This window comes from Hydrogenovibrio sp. 3SP14C1 (genome assembly GCF_029625905.1).
Taxonomy (GTDB): Bacteria; Pseudomonadota; Gammaproteobacteria; order Thiomicrospirales; family Thiomicrospiraceae; genus Hydrogenovibrio.
The window spans coordinates 77,204-96,230 of sequence record NZ_JARTLM010000003.1 but is presented as its reverse complement, the minus strand read 5'-3'; the positions used below and the strand labels follow the sequence as shown (position 1 = coordinate 96,230).

Sequence of the window (19,027 nt, the reverse complement as noted above, 5' to 3'; positions counted from 1 at the left end):
TACTAGCTCATTTCTTCTTTGTTATGTGTTTAACGGTTTTATCAAAGTCGGATTCAAAGTTTCTATCTTGTTCAACTCTAAAAATTTCGTAATGCTGCTCTGCCAATTTATCCGCAACTTTTCGTTGAATTTTTCCCGCACTTTGTAAAATGTTATATCCATTAAATTCTAAAAAGGCATCTAGCTTTTCTACCCAGTCTTGCATTTTCATCGGAATTTGGCGTTCTGCTTGGTTTTCTGCAAAATCTAAATACATTGTTACGATGCGCTCTAATTGTTTGAGCTCTGTTTCTGTTAGATAGTTCTTGGCAACAGTGATGTCTGTTTTCAAAATTTTGCCATTAGGTGCATTTTTCCATGTTTGCAATCCCATATTGGTGTTTTCGGCATTGGCTCGATTATGAATGATTTCGGGGGCTGTCATTCCAGTAATTGCAAACTCAAGTTTATTTTGTACGGTTTTAAAGAATTTTTGAGTAATGGGAGAGTTCGGGCTATAGTCAGAACTACATTGAGAATAGATATCGGTAATTTTTTGATAAAAACGTCTTTCGCTCGCTCTAATTTCACGAATTTTGGCGATTAACTCATCAAAGTAATCTTTGCCAAAATGCGTTCCATTCTTCAAGCGTTCATCATCTAACACAAAGCCCTTAATAATGAACTCTTTTAAGGTTTGGGTTGCCCAGATTCTAAACTGGGTTGCTTGTTGGGAATTCACCCTATAACCAACCGCAATAATCATATCTAAATTATAAAAATCAACCTTTCGTTTTACGCTTCTCGTGCCTTCCTGTTGAACTATTTCCTTTTTGGAAATAGTTGATTCATCCAGTTCGTCCTCAGCCAGAATATTGGCAATATGCTTATTAATCGCAGGCGTATTCACACCAAAGAGTTTCGCCATACGCTTTTGAGTTAACCAAAACGTTTCGTCTTCAAAAAAAACTTCTAACTTTACGGAATTATTAGGGGTTGTATAAAATAGAATACTGGCGGTTTTTTCCATGGTTTTAACCTCTAAATACTCAGTACGTCTTCAATGCCGGCTTGTTTTAGGCGTTGGATAGCGTTGGTTTTGGTGATGTCGTCGGTGAAACTGGTGTCTCTGAAGACGACTCTTAGCACTGGGTTTTCTGGTGTGCTTAGGCCGGCGATGGCTTGGACGGTCTCTAGGGTGATGTTTTCGTCAAAGCAGGCGACAAGTGAGTTGTTGGCGACTGACCAGGCCTGGTAAATTCCGACTTTTATGCTTGCGATTGGCAAGGTTAAAGGCAAACCGTATTTAATCAGCACTTCGTAGAGTAAGTCTTCCGCTGTGCGGTCGGGCAGGATATTGTCCACCGCATCTAGTAGGTCGTTTTCCAAATCATCTAGATTTGGTTGCCATTTTTTGATATTGGAAGTGTCAAGTTTGAAGGCTTTAAAGCCTAAATCAGCTTGGGTGTCAGGATGCTCTTCTTTGATTTTCTTAGCGGCACGGCGGATGCGTTCTTTACCGATTTCAGGAATGGTTTCATAATTAGCTTTTCTCGCTTCTGATTTTTCAGAAGTCGGTTCAGGTATTTGAACCATTATAAATTTACGATTTCCTTTATCTTCTGTATTAAGTTTCATTACAGTGTGGGCAGTCGTGGCTGAGCCAGAGAAAAAGTCTAATATTATGGAATTATTACGACTTCCACTTTTGATAAGCTTTTCAATTAATGCTATTGATTTAGGGAAATCCATTACAGAGTTTCCTTCAAATAAACTTTTTATCTCCTTTCTACCATAGTCATTATTTATTTCTTTATCTATCCATAATGACTTAGGGAGTGTTGTAGCAGACTTTCCGGATTCATCATATAAATAGTCTTTTCTATAAACTCTCCACTCGTTTCCTGTTTTTTCAGCAGTCAATAAAATATTTTCATTAACGAACTTTTCTTTTCCCCAAGTCCAACAAGTTTTAATCCCATCTGGAGTATCAGGAAAAACTTCATCTGTATGAATTGCATCAACATCGAGAGAGACATCTCCTGTTTGTGGGTTTACGTAAACTGGGTAGTAAAGTTTAGGTCTTGTCTGAGGATTGAAAGCTTGGTTTCTGTTTCTAAGACCTAAAAGTCTATACTTCCCACGGCTATCTTCTCGGTTGTATTCTTCAACCATACTGCCTTCTTTTTCAACTCCAAATATTGTCGAAGCTAAGTTGATGTTTTTTCCGTAAACTAAAATAGATTCGTGTGTTTTGGCAATGAATTTGTCTAAATGACGACCACGAGGGTTTAGCTGGACAGCGAGTTGTGCAATAAAATTTCCTTCTCCAAAAATTTCATCGCATATTTTTTTTAAGTTGTGAGCTTCATTGTCATCAATGGAGATAAAAATCACGCCATCGTCCTTTAAGAGATTTCGGGCGAGCTTAAGGCGTGGGTACATCATATTGAGCCAGTTTGAGTGATAGCGTCCTGAGCTGTCGGTGTTGGTGGTGAGAGGGTTGCCTTCGTCGTCTTTTTGAACTGTAAGGCGCTGATAGTTGGCTAGGTTGTCTTTAAAATCATCTTTGTAAACAAAATCGTTACCCGTGTTGTAAGGCGGGTCGATATAGATCATTTTGATTTTGCCAAAATAGCTTTTTTGCAGGAGCTTTAAGACTTCTAGGTTATCCCCTTCAATATACATATTTTCGGTGGTGTCCCAGTTCACTGATTCTTCTGGTGCTGGACGTAAGGTCCCCAAAGTAGGCGTGGTGGCAATGCGTTTGGCTTGTTCTTTACCTGCCCAGGTAAACTGATAACGTTCGTTTGACTCTTCAACCGCTTCACCCAATTCCGACTTTAACGCCTCAAAATCAATCTTGCCTTCACTAAATACATTTGGAAACAACAGCTTGAGTTGCTCGGTATTGTGTTCGGTTAAGTCCATGCTTTTGCCTGGGAGCTGTTGTAAGTAGTCGTTTTGGGTATCCGTCATGTTGTTCTCTGTTTTTTATATTTGCGTCTATTTAATCAGTTTTTACTTTTTGGTGGCTATGAATGAGTAAATAAATTTTTGCCGTTACTTCAATGTGGGTTGAAAATATGTATGCTTATTGTACATTCTGAAAAATGCGTAACAACGTTTAAATTGCGAGGTTTTTAATCTATTTTTTGATGTCTGCTAATTGATTGGTTAAATTTTGCAGTTGCATATTTAGTTCAACCTTTTCGTTAAACTGGTGGCAGTCTTTTATTTTGTTTTTTATTTCTGTAATTTCTCTGTTCAACTTGATTAGAGTTTTGAGTTTTTGGCGTTGTTGATCTATTTCCAGCTGAGTAATGTTTTTGCTTTCGTCTGATACGGTGTAAGTGCCTGTTTGTTCTGCGACCAAGAGTGCTGTAAATCGATGCATTAAGCTTTGATAGACTGTATAGAGGTTTTGTTTGTTTAACTTGTCATAACTCAATGATTTTAAAAATTGTTGTTGAATGCTTGAGAACTCTTCTGAGTTTAACCAGTTTGTTTGAATTAAGTCATTCATGATAAGTTTTTCACTGGATGTATCTGCTTGGTTGATTAGCTTTTCAGCAAGAGATAGTTGTGTGTCTTGAGCCGAATGAATCAATAGTATTAATGGGTACGGGATGGCTTTGTGAAAAATTTCATGGAGAGTTGAGAGTTGCTTGCCGGGTAGATCTGACCAGGCCTGGGAATTCTTTAGATCAGCTTCTATGATGAATATTTCAAGGTATTCGTGTTTGTCAGTTTGATAAATAGGGATGTTAGTTTTGTCGGCTGTCAGGTGTGCCGTAATTTTAACGGAGTCGATTTGTTCTTGTAGTAGCTTTTGTTGGGCATTACTGAGGTTGCCCATTTCATAAAAACTCTTTTTGGTGAGTCTTTGCTGAATGATTAGTGTTGAAGGCAGTTTGAATGACTCAATAACTGTCATTAACTTTCCCCAACCAGTATTAAGTAGCTAATCACTTCAAAGTCTGTAGTGCTGCTGAAGGCATCAAGCTGTGTGCCGCCACGAGTAAACAAGCTGTTAATGCCTTCTTCTGCTTTTTTGCCTTGGATGTGTTCGATGGCAGATTTTAGGTGTGCCTGGTACTCAGTAGAGTTTTGAATTTTCTGATAGCATTCGTCATTTGGATAGGTATTGCCTAAGCTGTGTTTTTTAAGAATATCCAATATTTTCTTGGCTTGGGTATATGACAAGTTAATGGTTTGGTCTTTTGCTACAAAGACTAAAAAGTATGGGTAGAGCGCATAAGGTTCATTGCTTTGATGGGTTTTGGAGTAGTCGCCACTCAGGCTTTTTAGACAAAAGATAACGCCTGGCTTAAGCCCTGTGTTTTTAAGGTGATCATCAAGATTCACAACTGAATATAACCCGTTAGGTGTGGCATCAAGAGATTCGCTATGTTCTTTTAATTGGTTGGATAAGTCCATTTTAAAATCATTTAGCGTCAAATCAGTAATCGAAAGCCCACCAGAAATGTCTTCTAAGTCTAAAACAGTTTCCTGTAGTTCTTTTAATTGTTTTCGACGGTAATCCAAGTCTCTCATTCTGCCGGCATTATTGGCATCTATAATGTTTTCTTCACCGGTTGCTGAAACATCCAATAACACCATTCGACCGGAAACTCGTGCTTCCAGATCAATGTATTCATCTAATTCCATATTAGGCCAGAAGTTGACTAGTTGGATTTGGGTGTTTTTCGATCCAAGGCGATCGATACGGCCAAAGCGCTGGATAATTCGTACTGGATTCCAGTGGATGTCGTAGTTGATTAAGTAATCACCATCTTGCAGGTTTTGCCCCTCTGAAATGCAGTCAGTTGCTATCAGAAGATCAATTTCTGCTTCTTCTTGCATGCCTGTTTTATCGCGTTCTTTTGAAACAGGGGAGAAGGCGGTGAGGATTTCATTCAGTTCTGAACCAACAAGCGGGTTGGTTGTTTTGTTGGTGCCCGAGCCAATGACCAGACCAGAATGAATGTCGTGTTGCTGGTGAGCCCAGTTAGATAGATGTTGATAGAGGTATTGAGCTGTATCAGCAAAAGCCGTAAAGACAATAACTTTTTTGTTGTTGGAGTTCAGTGGGTTTTGAAGTTTGTTGCTTATGTGTTGTTTGAGTAATTGGAGTTTTTCATCTCTTTCTGCATTAATGGCTTTTGCTGCATTGACGATTTCGGTGAGGTAACGTTGGTCTTCTTGTAAGTCATACATCCATTGAGCTTGGTCCATGTCCTGGATCAGTACTTTGACTTTATTCCCCACCATTAATGCTTCTAGCTCAACGGAGTCAATGTCCGTTTCAAGAATGTTGCGCTCTGCTATTTCATCCTCAGCATGCTTCTCCAATTGATCAATGCGTTTGTTAACATCATTTAACAGTCTTTCTGCTGTTAGAAGGAAGGAATGTATAGAGCTTTCCAAGCGCTTGAGCATGTTGATTTTGATGAGGCCGATTAAGCTTTTTTCGCGGTCGAGTTGTGAGAAAACCGACTGACCATCTTTGAGTTTGGTGTCGTATTTTTGTTCGTATGCTTTGCGTTTGTGGACTTCGACATATTTGAGTGGTGCAAAGGTACTCAGATTCAATCGGCTAATGGTTTTGTTAATTTCTCTTAAAGAAGGGAATTCTGCTTGGGTATCAAAGTCTGCCTGAATGTTAAGAGGTTTCAAGCGCGTTGGAAATTGCCCAATTTCATCTAGATTGTAGTACTTCTCAATATGTTTGCGGGAACGGGCAATGGTGAGCAAATCGAGTAATTTGAAATAATCAAAATTTACTGTATTTAATAGATTTTCAGTAGTTCGACTATTATCCGGTAATTTGAGCCATTCGTTGAATTTACTCTGAGTGCGTTTGAGGGTTTGTGAAATATTTAATACCCCGAAATCAGACATTGCGTAGTCATTTCCTTCCGTGGCAAAGGCAATTTGGTTTTTGAGATCGTTTAAGCGATTATTGACCGGTGTGGCTGAAAGCATAAGGACTTTAGTTTTTACACCAGTGGAGATAACCTCTTCCATTAATTTGGAATAACGCGTATGGCGGTCATCAGACGTGCTGGCATTACGGAAATTATGAGACTCATCAATTACAATTAGGTCGTAGTTGCCCCAGTTTACTGTTTCAAGGTTTATGTCTCCAGAGAAGCCCTTTTCACGAGTCAGGTCGGTATGGTTTAGAACATCGTAGCTGAAGCGATCCTGAGCCAGTAAGTTGCGTTTGTCGTTTTGGGTGTAGAGAGTCCAGTTGTCTCGGAGTTTTTTTGGGGCTAAAACGAGTACACGGTCATTTCTGAGTTCATAGTACTTGATCACTGCCAGAGCTTCGAATGTTTTACCCAGCCCGACCGAATCAGCAAGTATGCAGCCATTGTGGCGTTCGAGCTTGTCGATCACCCCCAGTACGCCGTCTTTTTGAAATTGATACAGCTTATTCCACACTGCCGTTTCTTTGAATCCAGTTTTGGTCTTTACAATGGATTCTTCGTCAATCTCTTCAAGTAGATCGTTGAATATACGATAAAGGGTTAAAAGGTAAATAATTTCTGGAGCTTGGTTTTTAGCTAGTTCGTTTGCGGCTTGTTTGATTTGTTCCAGGATGTTTTCTGATGTGGTATTGTCGTTCCAAAGTGAGTTAAACCAGTGGATTAAGGTTTCAGCCTGTTGAGGATCATCACTGCCCATGTTCATTTCGAGTCGATCTGTTTGAATTAACCCTAAGCCAGAAGAGGTGAGGGGGGAGGTGCCTTGAATAAAGGTTTGTTTATCACTGGATTGAATATGAAATAAATTTTGTTGAATGCGGTTTTCTGGAATCCCTTTAACTTCAACTTTATTTTCGAGCCATTTAACTAATCGTTGAGCGAGTTCTTTTTGGTTGAGTTTATTTAATAGTTTTTCTTCACCTTTTTCACACGCTATTCTTGGGGCGAGCGGACTATTATTAGTTGCAAGGATAAGCCTGGTTTTGGATTTTAGAAGTTGTTTCTCGAGTGTTTCAAATCCTGATAAGGAGAAGGTTTTAAGTAATAAGGAAACGTTTGAGCCAGGCTCAATTTGACTGGTCAGATGCTGATAAAGCTTTTCTGTGCTCTTGTTGTCGATTATGAAATTTGACATTGATCTTTTTTGTTCATAAGTAAAATTCGAAATTAAAAGTTATAAATCCTATTGTTACTAAGGTATTTTACGGATTCCAGTCCCTAGGGTAATAGAATAATTACCAAAATTCTAGATACTTTTTAGTGGACAACAGGAAGAGCGCTAATTTGATGGTCACTATTTTATGGTGTAATTTGTACGTAAACTATCTAGTAAATATGGTTTTTTTTGATATAGTCATCATGTAAAAGGGATTTGACTTTTTTCATTGAAAATTTTTCTAAGCGAATATACAAAGATTGTTGTAACCCTCCTTAAATAGAATGAGGAAGTAGTATGAGCAAAGGTAGAGATAGAGTTATATCAAGGCGTTCGGATGGTACATGGGAAAATAAACGTAATGATGCAGATAAAGCCTCTAGCTTACACAGAACACAAAAAGAAGCTGAACAGGCAGCAAGGGGTATGCTAAAAAACCAGGGTGGTGGTGAGCTTATCACTAAAGGTAGAGATGGAAAAATTAGGAGTAAAGACACTATACCGCCTGGGAATGACCCACACCCGCCGAAAGACAAAGAACACTGAAGAGTGTAAGCATGTAAAAATGGAGCACATTTATTTAAATGACAATACTTAAAACACTGCTGAGCAAGAACCATTTACTCAAATGTAGGTGGTTGTAAAACTTGTTCAAGTGCATGACATACTTAGTCAGTATGAATAATGTTTTTCAGTGGATGTTCCTTTGAAATCTACGTTATGTATAAAAAGGTGAGACGCCATGCTTGACGATATTAAGCTTAAGGAAACTTTATCAGTAAACGAATTGCTAATTATTGGAACCGCGCTAAAATCTTCCAAAGCAATCATCAATGAAGAAACAGCTCGAAACAGCACTGAAGAAGGAATTGATGAGGCGCTAAAGATAGTCGAAAAAATTATTGGTAAAGGGAGTGAGTAATGGTTCCTAGTATATCGCACCTCATTGATCTTTATTCGCAAATAAAATCGACTTTTCTTATTCATTTTTAACTGTTTATTAAGAATGCAAAGACGTTAAAAAAACTGAGTTGGAGCAAAATTAAAAAGCTTATAAGGTGTTTTTTAGGAAACCTATGTTAGAAATTATTTCTATTGAATCTATTACTCAGCAAGGCCAGACGCAACCGTTATTCTGTAAAGCGGATGATGATTGCTTTTATTTTGTTAAGTATCTTGAAGGAGCTACCGCAAACGGGCTTGTTAAAGAGTGGATTTGTGGAAAGATGGCACAAGAGTTTGGTTTTAATGTTCCCTATTTTCAACCTGCTTACATCGTTCAAAGTTTAATTAACTCTTACCCTGGTTTTGCTAAATCTAATGTTATTAATTTGCCAAAAGAAGGTGTGGTTTTTGCTTCTCAAAAAGTGGATTTTGCTCAGGATTTTAGTGTCAGTAATATCAATTTAGTGCCTGTTGAAAAACAGCAGGATTTATTGGTTTTTGATTTGTGGATTCGTAATGATGATCGTAACTTAACGTCACAAGGCGGTAATGTTAATTTATTGTGGTCAGTAGAAAATTCTGACTTTTATGTTTTTGACCATAATCTTGCCTTTGATGAGTGCGACGATGGTTTTTTAAGAACGCATGTGTTTAGAAAATCCACTGGTGAAGTTTATGATCTGGATTTATGTATGCGTAATGACTATGAGTTAAAGCTACAAAAATTAGTACAAAAATGGGATAATTATGTATCTAGCTGTCCTAAAGAATGGTTAGAAGCAGATGATTTCAGCTTAAATTTAGAAAAAATGTACAATGACTTATTAGAAGATGCTAATGGTGCTATTTGGAAACGACTTTTATGAAAAAACATGTGATTCAGTACAGCATTGTTCAGTTTTTACCTTATCCTGATCGAAGGGAAGCAGTGAATATAGGTGTGGTTTGTTTTTGCACTAAAACATCTAGGTTTAAGTTTAAGCTTTTGGCTGTTAATAAGACAGGGAGGGTAAACCACTTCTTTAAGACACTCCCGAAAAATATTTTTAAGCATACGATTCAAACGTTAAGCGAAGAGTTGAATCGTTTAACTCTGATGGAGAATGATAAAGTATTATCAAACAGTATTTTTCAAGAGTTAATTAGACCAAGAGATTCTTTGATTCGGTACACAGATATTAGTGTATTGATGACTGATGATTATCAAAAATCAGTTGAGGATTTGTTTAATGATTTAGTGGCTTTTGAATCAAATACCTATAAAAAGAATCATGATGCTGTTTTGGCGGGAAAATTTAAGAATTTTCTTAAACAACACCATATTGAAACTCTATTTAAGGAAGTTCACTTAGAAAAGCAGAGCATTGGCCTGAGCGTGGCGATGCCTTTCTTTAATGAAGAAAATAGTAAAAGTGTTAAACCGTTAAGTTTTATGAAGCAAAAAGATGCCAATAGTTTAATCATGCACGCTGTTAACTGGGCTGCAAAAATTGAAGTATTAGAGCAAGCGGAGTTGTTAGAAGCTAATAAGCACTTAGTGACTTATGAAAAGCCTGAAAGCAATTATGAATCAGCGTTTGAATTTGCTTTAGAAGCACTTGATAAAACCGATATACAACTTGCTTCAATTGAATCAGAAGCTCAAATTAACGGCTTTTTGAATTTTCATTGACATCTTTAATCATGAATATGCTTGTTAAGGGCTACTATTTTGGTGGCCTTTTTTATAAGAATAAGTGGAACATACACTGGTAAGGTTCTAAAACAAACTGTACTTTTCTTGTGTGAGGAAAGGAACATTGGATGCTGTGTTAATTGGTATATTCCGCCAATTCTTTTTAATTTAAGTTTGGTATGCAAATTGGTATGCAAAATTTAGTTGTGTTAATATAACTCTGAAATCATAGGAGTCGCCGGTGTTCGGTGTAGCCACCATATTCTTAAAAAGCCCGTCTCGTACGGGTTTTTTTATGTCTGAAAATCTTGTTTTGTCATCCCTACCGCAAAGCAAAAGCGATGATCTTTCTCTAGTTTCCCCCAATGGTTTCGTGGCAGCTAATTAAGGCTTACATTGGTTTAGAATTGCAATTCAGCCACGAGAGGTAAGTGATCAGAGGCTTGTCTGGCCAGTGAGCTTCGGTGGGTTTTTAAGCTTTTTAGGACGGGACGTGGGGCTACCCATATACGATCCAACGACAAAATAGGTAGTTTCGTTGGCCAGGTTCGCCTAACAGGGGTGTCGGGAAATAGGCAATGTAAAGCCTTTAACGGCCGTCCCCATAACCACCACTCATTGAGATCACCGGCCAGTAATACGATGTCATGCGCGTCATAATCAAATGCTGTTAATAAACGCTTTACCTGTTCCCTGCGTTCTGATGGACGCAGGCCAAGATGGGTTGCTACCAGCTGCAGTCGAACACCGCTAAGCGTAAAAGAGATATCCATGGCTTTTCTCGGTTCACGATCAGCCACACTGAGATCGTGGGATTTGATCTCTTGGTATGGGAATCGCGTGAGCACCGCATTACCGTAATCACTTTCACCCAATTTCATGGTGTTGCCAGCAAGGGCGGTACATTGGGTGGCTTGCGCCAAGTGGTTCAGTGCATCAAACTCATGGCCCGGACACGATTCAACTTCCTGCAATACAACCAGGTCGGCGTTAATTTCCTGAAGAACTGCCGCGCAACGTTCGACGGATTGTATACCATCACCACCGATGCAGCGATGCAGGTTCCAACTGACTAATTTGATGTTCATGTACCACCGTTAGTGTCATTGCTCGTTTGTCTGGATTTATTTAACAGCCACTTACGAAGGCCAAATATGACGACCACAATCATCACTAGCCAAAAGACTAACCAAATGAAATTGTTTTGGTTGGGCTCTTGTATTGAGCGTAACACGCTGTCGGTAAAAAGCGCAATGGCGACCATGCCTGGCAAAAAACCAATGAATGATCCCAGCACAAAATCACGTAAACGGATATGGGATGCACCCGCCACAACGTTAATAACGGCAAAAGGCGCGATCGGAATAATACGCATCGTGATAACCGTTAAAACTCCTCGGTTTGATAACTTCTGACTGATTCGGTGTAATCGATTGCCCGAATAGCGTTTCAATAGGCCATGTCCGGCCCACTGACCTATCCAATACGACAGAACGGCACTGACTAGCGCACCTGACAATGCATAGGCAAACCCCAATGAAGACCCGAAGGCTAGCACTGCAGTAATCACTAATAGCGTTAAAGGTACAGCAAGTGTGGCGGCCACTGCAAACACAGGAATTACAAGCCAAGGCGTCATTGATTGTGAATGAAGTAACTGGATATAGCGTGCCATCTCATCAATATTCAGCCAGTCGCCTAACGGTGTCCAGCGCCATGCCGCGACTAAAGCCAATAACGTCGTTAATAGTAAAGTCACTTTTAGAAAATGCCGAGCGGTAGGCGGTTTATCTTTATTCGGCACAAAATGATTCACAAGGTGATTTGGATGGTAGGGTTGCTCTGGGTCGATCAATGCAGATTCCGGTACAAGCTGGTCAATCTCGGGATCAACCTCCGTATGCAAGTGCTTTAAAGTACGTTCCCCGCCTTGGTGTGACTCAATTGCGCGGATTAAGGAATGATGTTCGGCTTCACTGTCACGCAACTGCTCGATTCTGATGCCTAAATGTTCACAGATCAAAGAGCGCCGAATTGTTTGAATGGCATTATGAGCTTCAGATCCCCTTTCAGCCTCGATGGCGAGGTCACATTCACTGTCCAGTCCCATGGAACGATTGCTTAAGTTCGATGATGCGACTCGAATCAAGCAATCATCCACCACCATGAACTTGGCATGTACCATTAAAGAAACATCCGTGTCAGCTGCGAGTTTCGGATAGTAAATCCGCAAGCGGCTCGCATGGTCGGCTTCCTGCAATTTTTTTACCAAGCGTGCGCGTAACACATCCATCGTGTGCTGTTCAAGCCAGCCCCCAGTTTTTTCAGGCATGACGATGATAATTTCAGGCCCGTTTTCACGCTGTAAACTGGCAACGAGTGCCTGCTGAATCACATGAGCTGTTAAATACTGGTTTTCGATATAAATAAAATGCTGAGCCGCTGAAATAGTGTCCAAATAAAGCTGCTTAACTTCTTGAACAGAAGGTTGTCCACGATACTCGGCTTGTGTTCGCGCGATACCGACCGATACATCCCGCATTAACGGCGTTAAAGAATTAGGCCACGGGTCATAATGTGAATTTCGCTGAACGGTTGTTATGTCGTTTCCGGTCGCATGATGCCAGCGTTCACGCGCCAGCTCACCCAAAACTTTAGCCGCATCACCATCAACCAGCATCTGAATGTCGTGGTAAGGGGGATATGTCTTTCCGTCAGGATCCTGCCGTCTTGAATCTTCAATGGCATGTTCGCGGGTATCCCAGCGCCATTTACTGAGGTCGAACCCGCCAGAAAAGGCAATGCAATCGTCCACGACCACGACTTTTTGATGGTGAGATGCTCCGAACGGGTGTTGGTTGTCTAAATGAAAATGAACACGGGGATGGGTTTGTTTATTAAACACATATGATGGCCGCCTTTCTCGCTCTAGTGTGTAGATCGAAGCAAAGTTCCAAGTTAGTACGAAAACGTCCACATGATGTTCTCGTGCGACAAAATCGAGTAATTTTGCCAACTTAACCGGATGTTTGTGATCAGCCTGGTCTTGCACCAGCTTTAAACGGCTGTGTAGATCCCAACCCAGAATAAACACCGAATGACGAGCTGAAAGAATCGCTTCACGGACCGCGCGGAAATAGTTTTCTCCATCAATGGCCACCGCGACACGGTTCGCATCGGCTGTTTGCCAACAATTTTTACCGGGGGTCAAGATAGACATGTGCTTACCACTTGTTATGTCATGCATAAAAAATCCTAGAGAACCCAATAATCCAAAAGCTGGCAGTTATTGATTCAGTTTAGTTGGCTGAGCCATTTCATATTAACATTTGTATGTTCGGCCTAACTCAATTTCGGAACCTTGGCAGGCGCCCTCTTTTAAACTTTTTAGATAACAACTGAATCTGTTTTTTATCATACGACTATCTTATATAATTTTTATTATCTTGGACAGTTCCAAAAATATTGTTTCAGAACGGTTTCTTACTTCAAAGAACCAAACTATTGATGAATTGATCCGTTCGTTTTTTCATCTCTATTTTGTGTTTTTTTTCACATAAAACTTTTTTTTATAAAAAAAAGATATTTTTTCCCCGCTTTTTTTTCAAAAAAACGCTTTTTTTTAATACTTTTAAATATGGCATTAAACCCTTTGTTTAAAAGAGGTTCAAGTGAAAAGCATAGGGTTTGAAAATACTTTTCCATAGAGAGTATTCAATCTTTTCTATCGTTTCTTTCAATTAGTCAATAGGTCACTTTATTTTTTAAGATTGCTCCCGAATTCAATTCAACTCCCAAATTAAGGAGAGCATTTTTATGGCAAGTAAAACATTTGATGCTGGTGTACAAGATTACCAGCTGACTTATTGGACACCGGATTACACTCCGTTAGATACCGATTTATTGGCTTGTTTCAAAGTCGTACCTCAGGATGGGGTTCCACGCGAAGAAGCAGCCGCCGCGGTAGCAGCAGAAAGTTCAACCGGTACTTGGACAACAGTATGGACAGATTTGTTGACCGATATGGAATTCTACAAAGGTCGTTGTTACCGCATTGAAGATGTTCCGGGTGACAAGAACGCTTTTTATGCGTTTATCGCTTACCCACTAGACCTGTTTGAAGAAGGGTCTGTGGTTAACGTTCTAACGTCTTTGGTTGGTAACGTATTCGGTTTTAAAGCGGTTCGTTCATTGCGTCTGGAAGATCTTCGTTTCCCAATCGCATACATCAAAACGTGTGGTGGACCTCCAGCGGGTATCCAGGTAGAGCGTGATAAGTTGAACAAGTATGGTCGTCCTATGTTGGGTTGTACCATCAAGCCAAAACTTGGTTTGTCTGCTAAAAACTATGGTCGTGCGGTTTATGAGTGTCTTCGTGGTGGTCTAGATTTGACTAAAGATGATGAGAATATTAACTCTCAGCCATTCCAGCGTTGGCAGAACCGTTTTGAGTTTGTTGCAGATGCCGTTGATAAAGCAGCAGAAGAGACAGGTGAGCGTAAAGGTCACTACTTGAACGTAACTGCCGGTACTGTTGAAGAAATGATGAAACGTGCAGAGTTCGCTAAAGAACTTGGTCAACCAATCATAATGCATGACTTCTTAACAGCTGGTTTCACTGCGAATACAACACTTGCAAACTGGTGTCGTGATAACGGTATGTTGTTACACATTCACCGTGCAATGCATGCGGTAATCGACCGTAACCCTAACCATGGTATTCACTTCCGTGTATTGGCTAAGTGTCTACGTTTGTCAGGTGGTGATCACCTTCATACCGGTACTGTTGTTGGTAAGTTGGAAGGGGATCGTGCATCGACACTTGGTTTTGTTGATCAACTTCGTGAAGCATTTGTTCCTGAAGATCGTTCACGTGGTGTGTTCTTTGACCAAGATTGGGGTTCAATGCCAGGTGTAATGGCTGTTGCTTCTGGTGGTATCCATGTTTGGCATATGCCGGCGTTGGTTAACATCTTTGGTGATGATTCAGTTCTTCAGTTTGGTGGTGGTACGCAAGGTCACCCAGGTGGTAACGCAGCAGGTGCGGCGGCTAACCGTGTAGCGCTTGAAGCATGTGTTAAAGCTCGTAACGAAGGACGCGATTTGGAAAGAGAAGGTGGAGACATCTTAAGAGATGCTGCTCGTAACAGTAAAGAATTGGCAGTCGCTCTAGAAACTTGGAAAGAAATCAAGTTTGAGTTCGATACCGTTGACAAACTGGATGTGAGCTAAGCTTCGTCTTAGTTAACTTATCCTCTATAAAACAAGGAGTTAAATATGTCAATCTTGCAAACAGATGATTACCGTACAGAGTACACATTAGAAACCTTCTCGTTTCTTCCAGAACTGACTGCTGATGAAATTTACGATCAAATCGTTTACATCATCAACCAGGGTTGGACGCCTTCGCTTGAGCATGAAAATCCAGCTAAAGCGTCAGCTCATTACTGGGGTATGTGGAAGTTACCAATGTTTGGTACACGTGATCCAAATGAAGTTTTGGCTGAGTTAGATGCTTGTCGTCAAGCTTATCCAAATCACTTGATCCGTTTGGTTGGGTATGACAACTATACCCAGTGTCAAGGGCACAGCTTTGTGGTTTACCGTCCTCGTGGCATGTAAATCCAAAACGTGAATCCTAAGGATTAACGAGTGATTAACGAGTTTAAGGAGGCTTTAGCATGAGTGTAAATAATGCTCAAAGCGGTCGAGCCGCAGCCATTGCGCGCCGTAAAGCACAGGTAAATGGAAAAGGACAAACAGCTTCAGCTGCTCCGGCAGCTTCTCGTAAGCCAGAGCCAGCTCCAGAACCTGTGGTTGCTGCCGCACCTGCTCCTTCTCAGCCGTCTCGTAATCGTCGTCCAGTGCCTGCTGCTACCCCTCCGGTAGCATCATCAGCAGGTCGTGAAGCGGCAAAGTTAAAGAGACAGCAGCAGAAGAACGGAAAAAGTTCAGCTGGTGCAGCAAGCGCAATGCCTCACCCTAAGGCAAAAGCGAAACAAAAACCTGCCGAGCCGATTGTCGAGCCTCGTCAGGCAAAGGCGGAAAAGCCTGCTAAGCGTTCAGAACGTCGCACAGGTGTTAAGCCTCAAGCTGCTTCGCAACCAAGCGGTCGTCTACAATCGAAGGCGTATCGTAAGGCTCAAGCAAAAGGGAAAGTTGGACAAGAGGCATTTAAGTCAAAAGGGAGTAGTCAATCTGGCGCTAAAGCTAAGTTGGCGAACCCAGACGCTTCTACACGAGAGATTGCTCAGCAAGTTCGTGCAGAAAGATGTGCGCATGGAAAAACCTGTTCTACAGGTGGTTCAAGACGTATGCGTAAACCGAGAAAAGCTCAGGATGCACCGCCAAAAGTGGGTGAGTCTGAAACCCTTCATGGGCAAAGTGTTTCCGGTACTCAAGTTGGACAAGGCGAAAAGAAAATGACAGGTGCTGAATATGGTGCATGTCAATTGGTCAGCGGAACTGAATATTTAGGTGTGGAAGAGTTTAGCTCTAATTGCGATGCTCAACCAACGCCGCAACCGGCAAAAGTGACGCAGACTCAGACCACTCGTGGTCAGGTTGTAAGCGGTTCAACGAATGTTGGTCGTGGTGGGAAGATGACGGGTAATGAGACGGGCACATGCTCAGCGATTACTGGTACAGAATATCTTCCAGCTGATCAAAGCCAAATGTTTTGCGGTGCGACACCTGCTAAGACAACAGCAACCGGTTTTTCGGTGATGTCTCAGGCTACGCAGAAAAATGAAAACAAGGTCACAGGTGGAGATAGTCGTAAGTCTCAATCGACGACGATTAACGCCAAAAACCCTGCAAAAGCACCACGAAAAGTGATGCCTTCGCAAACCTCCAAAGGAAATACCACAACGGGCAGCCAAGTAGGTCGTTTGGAATCGGTAACTGGGGGCGATAAAGGGAACTGCCAATCTGTAACAGGAACGGGGTACCAAGGTGTTGAAGAAGTCCAAGCATGTGATATGCCTGTGGCGGAAACAGCAAATAAGGTAACGGCTTCAGGTACGAGTGGTGGCCAGAAAGTGACCGGTGATCGAAGCGGGGCATACTATGGTATGACCGGTGCGGAAGCTGGTGATTGTCAGGCAGTAACAGGCACAGCTTACACGGGTTCTGAACAATCTCAATTTTGTTCAGTTGATAGACAAAATGAGATGAAAGTGCGTCAACGTCAAGGGAAGAACTCTTCAATTTCTGGAGTTCAACCAGGTCCGCAAGGATTGACAGGTGCACAGAAAGGAGCTTGTGAATTAGTCACTGGAGCGCACTATCAAGGCGGTGATCAAACTGCAATGGTATGTGATTCAACTAACGCAGCAGCGTCTGGTGAGTCGGATTTTCCAGCAATGATTGGACAAGCTCAGCCGGCTGTTCCAATGAATGAAGTAGAACCAATGGTTGACGATGGTTCAAGAATTACCGGTGATGGATGGGATAGAGGTTCCAAAGTCACAGGTACGGATGGACCTTGGGCAGCACAACGTAATGCTTCAATTCGTGGAGTGGCAGGACAGTCACCAATGGGTGCAAGTCAATTTAGACCTGCTGACAATGAAATTCCAATGAGTCCAATTACTGGTTCATCGGGTAATACTGACACAGGTGCAAAAGTGACCTTGTCAGGTGGTGCAAGAGCGTAATAAGTAACTGAATATTGGGTGTTTTGATGAAACGTTTGAAAAAAAATCATCGTCAAAAGTCATTGTTTTGGAAGCCAATAGCGCCAAATCCTCAGTGGCAGCAGCAAAATCCTACAGATAATGGGTCTTATGCTGAAACTGATAACGTTGGCACAATTGGTGGAAATGTAGAGGTTGTAAAGCCTTTGGCAATGACTGCTGGCATCCATGCTTTGGTTAATGAAAGGCAAAATCAATGGCTACGTGAGTATGAAGTGGATATCAAAGCTCGTTTTGATGATATCGAAACGGTTTTGAAAGACATTTTAACTCAGCAAGGCCAACCAAATTTTGTCAGTTGGGCGAACCAACAGCTATTTGCAAAGTTGGGTGTCTTCTTAACTGAGCAGGATTGGCAATCTGGGGTGCAATTGCATTCCCAGAAAGGCTTTCAGGCTTTGTATGGGAAAACCCTCTTTGCCCAATTTATGAGAATGTCAGAAGACTTCTTTTTAAGAGATCCTTTATCGGGTCGTAATAAACAAGAAGCTGAGCGTATTTTTAGAGAAGCCGGTTTCCATGCAGTGGGTATAGCACCTTGTGCAGATGGACGTTTGGCTCACATTTTAAGTTACGTACTCCGCTTACCCTATGCCTTAGCAAGACGTAAGGCACATGCAGGCGTCATGTTTGATGTCAGCGAAAGTGTTCGAAACTGGGTATTTATTGAACACACGAGATTTCGTGAAGGTCAGCCAAATTCGGCAGATGAGCCTACACGTTACTTAAAGATTGCGGTATATCACTTTTCTAAAGCAGACCCAACACATCAAGGGTGTGCAGCACATGGAAGTGATGACCATAAAGCAGCGCAAGCAGCTTTACAAAAATTAAAAGATTTTAAACAAGCGATTGAAAACCGTTTTGGTTGTGGATCGACAGTTCAAACTTTATTACTCGGTTTGAACACCGATGACGATAGCATGAAGGTACACGTACCTAATGCTAGTGGTGAGGCCTGTTTGAACCGTTATGTTGAAACAGGTCAGCTCTATCAGGCAACAATGAATATGTCTGATCGTGACGCCAAGCAAACTCTGGAAACAGCTATTGTAGCTTGTAACCAGTCTCTTGGCTCAACGGCTCCGCAACCAGAATTAATCAAGCTCGTAAGCTGGTTGATTGGCAATAACTTTTCACAGATTGCTTATGTCAATCAGTATGAAAACGGTTGTTACAGCGACTTAGGTCATGCCGAAAGATTTATCGGTATCGGTAATGGGTTTGAAGAGGTGCAATTACGTAACCTGAGTTATTACAGCTTTCTCGAAACGGTTGAGGAAGGGGTGAATGATGTGGATGTCGGAATCAAGATTTTTAAAGGCTTGAATGTCAAAAAAGGCTTGCCGATTCCAGTCATTATCCGCTGTGATTATGACGGTCGCGTACCGGAATCAAAAGACAGAGCAGAAGCTAAGGCTTTACGTATTGAGAAGGCTTTGCACAATCGCTATCAAGAATTGTCGGCACCGGGGTTATTACAAACCTTACCGACCTTGAGAGATTTTACCAGCTGTAAACCAGCTGAAAAATTACCAGGCCTGGCAGATTTATCGGCCAAGCAAAGAACCGCATAGAACGG

At 41.3% G+C, this 19,027-nt stretch carries 14 protein-coding genes; 8 read left to right on the top strand and 6 right to left on the bottom strand.

The annotated features are described in order from the left end of the window. Positions 1 to 7: 7 nt before the first annotated feature. From P8629_RS03295 to P8629_RS03280, 4 genes are all read right to left on the bottom strand, one after another. On the bottom strand, positions 8 to 1,009 hold the full coding sequence (locus P8629_RS03295; protein ID WP_278164426.1) for a virulence RhuM family protein: 1,002 nt from the start codon (positions 1,007 to 1,009) through the stop codon (positions 8 to 10). 11 nt (positions 1,010 to 1,020) lie between these two features. Further along, positions 1,021 to 2,958 carry a site-specific DNA-methyltransferase gene (locus tag P8629_RS03290; RefSeq protein WP_278164424.1) on the bottom strand — a complete coding sequence of 646 codons (1,938 nt, stop codon included), beginning with the start codon at positions 2,956 to 2,958 and terminating at the stop codon, positions 1,021 to 1,023. Between the two features lie 169 nt (positions 2,959 to 3,127). Next, on the bottom strand, positions 3,128 to 3,916 hold the full coding sequence (locus P8629_RS03285) for a DUF4391 domain-containing protein (RefSeq protein ID WP_278164423.1): 789 nt from the start codon (positions 3,914 to 3,916) through the stop codon (positions 3,128 to 3,130). Continuing rightward, on the bottom strand, positions 3,916 to 7,107 hold the full coding sequence (locus P8629_RS03280) for a helicase-related protein (RefSeq protein ID WP_278164421.1): 3,192 nt from the start codon (positions 7,105 to 7,107) through the stop codon (positions 3,916 to 3,918). Before P8629_RS03280 ends, P8629_RS03285 begins: the two co-directional genes overlap by 1 nt. Positions 7,108 to 7,425: 318 nt before the next feature. On the opposite strand from P8629_RS03280, the gene P8629_RS03275 reads away from it, so the two are divergent. The 4 genes from P8629_RS03275 (at position 7,426) to P8629_RS03260 (ending at position 9,745) form a co-directional block, all read left to right on the top strand. Next, positions 7,426 to 7,674 (top strand): DUF2188 domain-containing protein, encoded by a 249-nt coding sequence (locus tag P8629_RS03275; RefSeq protein ID WP_278164419.1) that lies wholly within the window; start codon positions 7,426 to 7,428, stop codon positions 7,672 to 7,674. A 196-nt stretch (positions 7,675 to 7,870) separates the two neighbouring features. After that, the gene (locus P8629_RS03270) at positions 7,871 to 8,050 is read left to right on the top strand and encodes a hypothetical protein (protein ID WP_278164417.1); all 180 of its coding nucleotides are present in this window, start codon (positions 7,871 to 7,873) and stop codon (positions 8,048 to 8,050) included. 154 nt (positions 8,051 to 8,204) lie between these two features. Then, positions 8,205 to 8,939, top strand: a complete 735-nt coding sequence (locus P8629_RS03265; RefSeq protein WP_278164415.1) for a HipA family kinase — start codon at positions 8,205 to 8,207, stop codon at positions 8,937 to 8,939. Continuing rightward, entirely contained in the window at positions 8,936 to 9,745 is an 810-nt protein-coding gene (locus tag P8629_RS03260) for a DUF3037 domain-containing protein (RefSeq protein WP_278164413.1), read from the top strand. The genes P8629_RS03265 and P8629_RS03260 overlap by 4 nt, the downstream gene beginning before the upstream one ends. Before the next feature lie 404 nt (positions 9,746 to 10,149). On the opposite strand, the gene P8629_RS03255 is transcribed toward P8629_RS03260, so the two are convergent. Further along, positions 10,150 to 10,836 carry an endonuclease/exonuclease/phosphatase family protein gene (locus P8629_RS03255; RefSeq protein ID WP_278164411.1) on the bottom strand — a complete coding sequence of 229 codons (687 nt, stop codon included), beginning with the start codon at positions 10,834 to 10,836 and terminating at the stop codon, positions 10,150 to 10,152. Beyond that, on the bottom strand, positions 10,833 to 12,995 hold the full coding sequence (locus tag P8629_RS03250) for a VTT domain-containing protein (RefSeq protein ID WP_278164409.1): 2,163 nt from the start codon (positions 12,993 to 12,995) through the stop codon (positions 10,833 to 10,835). Before P8629_RS03250 ends, P8629_RS03255 begins: the two co-directional genes overlap by 4 nt. A gap of 569 nt (positions 12,996 to 13,564) precedes the next feature. Here P8629_RS03250 and P8629_RS03245 point away from each other — a divergent pair. From P8629_RS03245 to P8629_RS03230, 4 genes are read left to right on the top strand one after another with little or no spacing between them, the layout of a single operon-like run. Further along, a complete protein-coding gene (locus tag P8629_RS03245) occupies positions 13,565 to 14,980 on the top strand; it encodes a form I ribulose bisphosphate carboxylase large subunit (protein WP_278164407.1) in 1,416 nt (471 codons plus the stop codon). Positions 14,981 to 15,025: 45 nt separating this feature from the next. Further along, a complete protein-coding gene (locus P8629_RS03240) occupies positions 15,026 to 15,370 on the top strand; it encodes a ribulose bisphosphate carboxylase small subunit (protein WP_278164405.1) in 345 nt (114 codons plus the stop codon). A 59-nt stretch (positions 15,371 to 15,429) separates the two neighbouring features. After that, a complete protein-coding gene (gene csoS2 / locus P8629_RS03235; protein ID WP_278164403.1) occupies positions 15,430 to 17,406 on the top strand; it encodes a carboxysome assembly protein CsoS2 in 1,977 nt (658 codons plus the stop codon). Positions 17,407 to 17,432: 26 nt separating this feature from the next. Beyond that, positions 17,433 to 19,022 (top strand): carboxysome shell carbonic anhydrase, encoded by a 1,590-nt coding sequence (locus P8629_RS03230; protein ID WP_278164401.1) that lies wholly within the window; start codon positions 17,433 to 17,435, stop codon positions 19,020 to 19,022. Positions 19,023 to 19,027 lie beyond the last annotated feature (5 nt).

What these genes read in the sequence shown, in the direction of transcription:
- P8629_RS03295 (WP_278164426.1), bottom strand. Translation starts at nt 1,009, where the DNA reads ATGGAAAAAACCGCCAGTATTCTATTTTATACAACCCCTAATAATTCC.
- P8629_RS03290 (WP_278164424.1), bottom strand. Translation starts at nt 2,958, where the DNA reads ATGACGGATACCCAAAACGACTACTTACAACAGCTCCCAGGCAAAAGC.
- P8629_RS03285 (WP_278164423.1), bottom strand. Translation starts at nt 3,916, where the DNA reads ATGACAGTTATTGAGTCATTCAAACTGCCTTCAACACTAATCATTCAG.
- P8629_RS03280 (WP_278164421.1), bottom strand. Translation starts at nt 7,107, where the DNA reads ATGTCAAATTTCATAATCGACAACAAGAGCACAGAAAAGCTTTATCAG.
- P8629_RS03275 (WP_278164419.1), top strand. Translation starts at nt 7,426, where the DNA reads ATGAGCAAAGGTAGAGATAGAGTTATATCAAGGCGTTCGGATGGTACA.
- P8629_RS03270 (WP_278164417.1), top strand. Translation starts at nt 7,871, where the DNA reads ATGCTTGACGATATTAAGCTTAAGGAAACTTTATCAGTAAACGAATTG.
- P8629_RS03265 (WP_278164415.1), top strand. Translation starts at nt 8,205, where the DNA reads ATGTTAGAAATTATTTCTATTGAATCTATTACTCAGCAAGGCCAGACG.
- P8629_RS03260 (WP_278164413.1), top strand. Translation starts at nt 8,936, where the DNA reads ATGAAAAAACATGTGATTCAGTACAGCATTGTTCAGTTTTTACCTTAT.
- P8629_RS03255 (WP_278164411.1), bottom strand. Translation starts at nt 10,836, where the DNA reads ATGAACATCAAATTAGTCAGTTGGAACCTGCATCGCTGCATCGGTGGT.
- P8629_RS03250 (WP_278164409.1), bottom strand. Translation starts at nt 12,995, where the DNA reads ATGCATGACATAACAAGTGGTAAGCACATGTCTATCTTGACCCCCGGT.
- P8629_RS03245 (WP_278164407.1), top strand. Translation starts at nt 13,565, where the DNA reads ATGGCAAGTAAAACATTTGATGCTGGTGTACAAGATTACCAGCTGACT.
- P8629_RS03240 (WP_278164405.1), top strand. Translation starts at nt 15,026, where the DNA reads ATGTCAATCTTGCAAACAGATGATTACCGTACAGAGTACACATTAGAA.
- csoS2 (WP_278164403.1), top strand. Translation starts at nt 15,430, where the DNA reads ATGAGTGTAAATAATGCTCAAAGCGGTCGAGCCGCAGCCATTGCGCGC.
- P8629_RS03230 (WP_278164401.1), top strand. Translation starts at nt 17,433, where the DNA reads ATGAAACGTTTGAAAAAAAATCATCGTCAAAAGTCATTGTTTTGGAAG.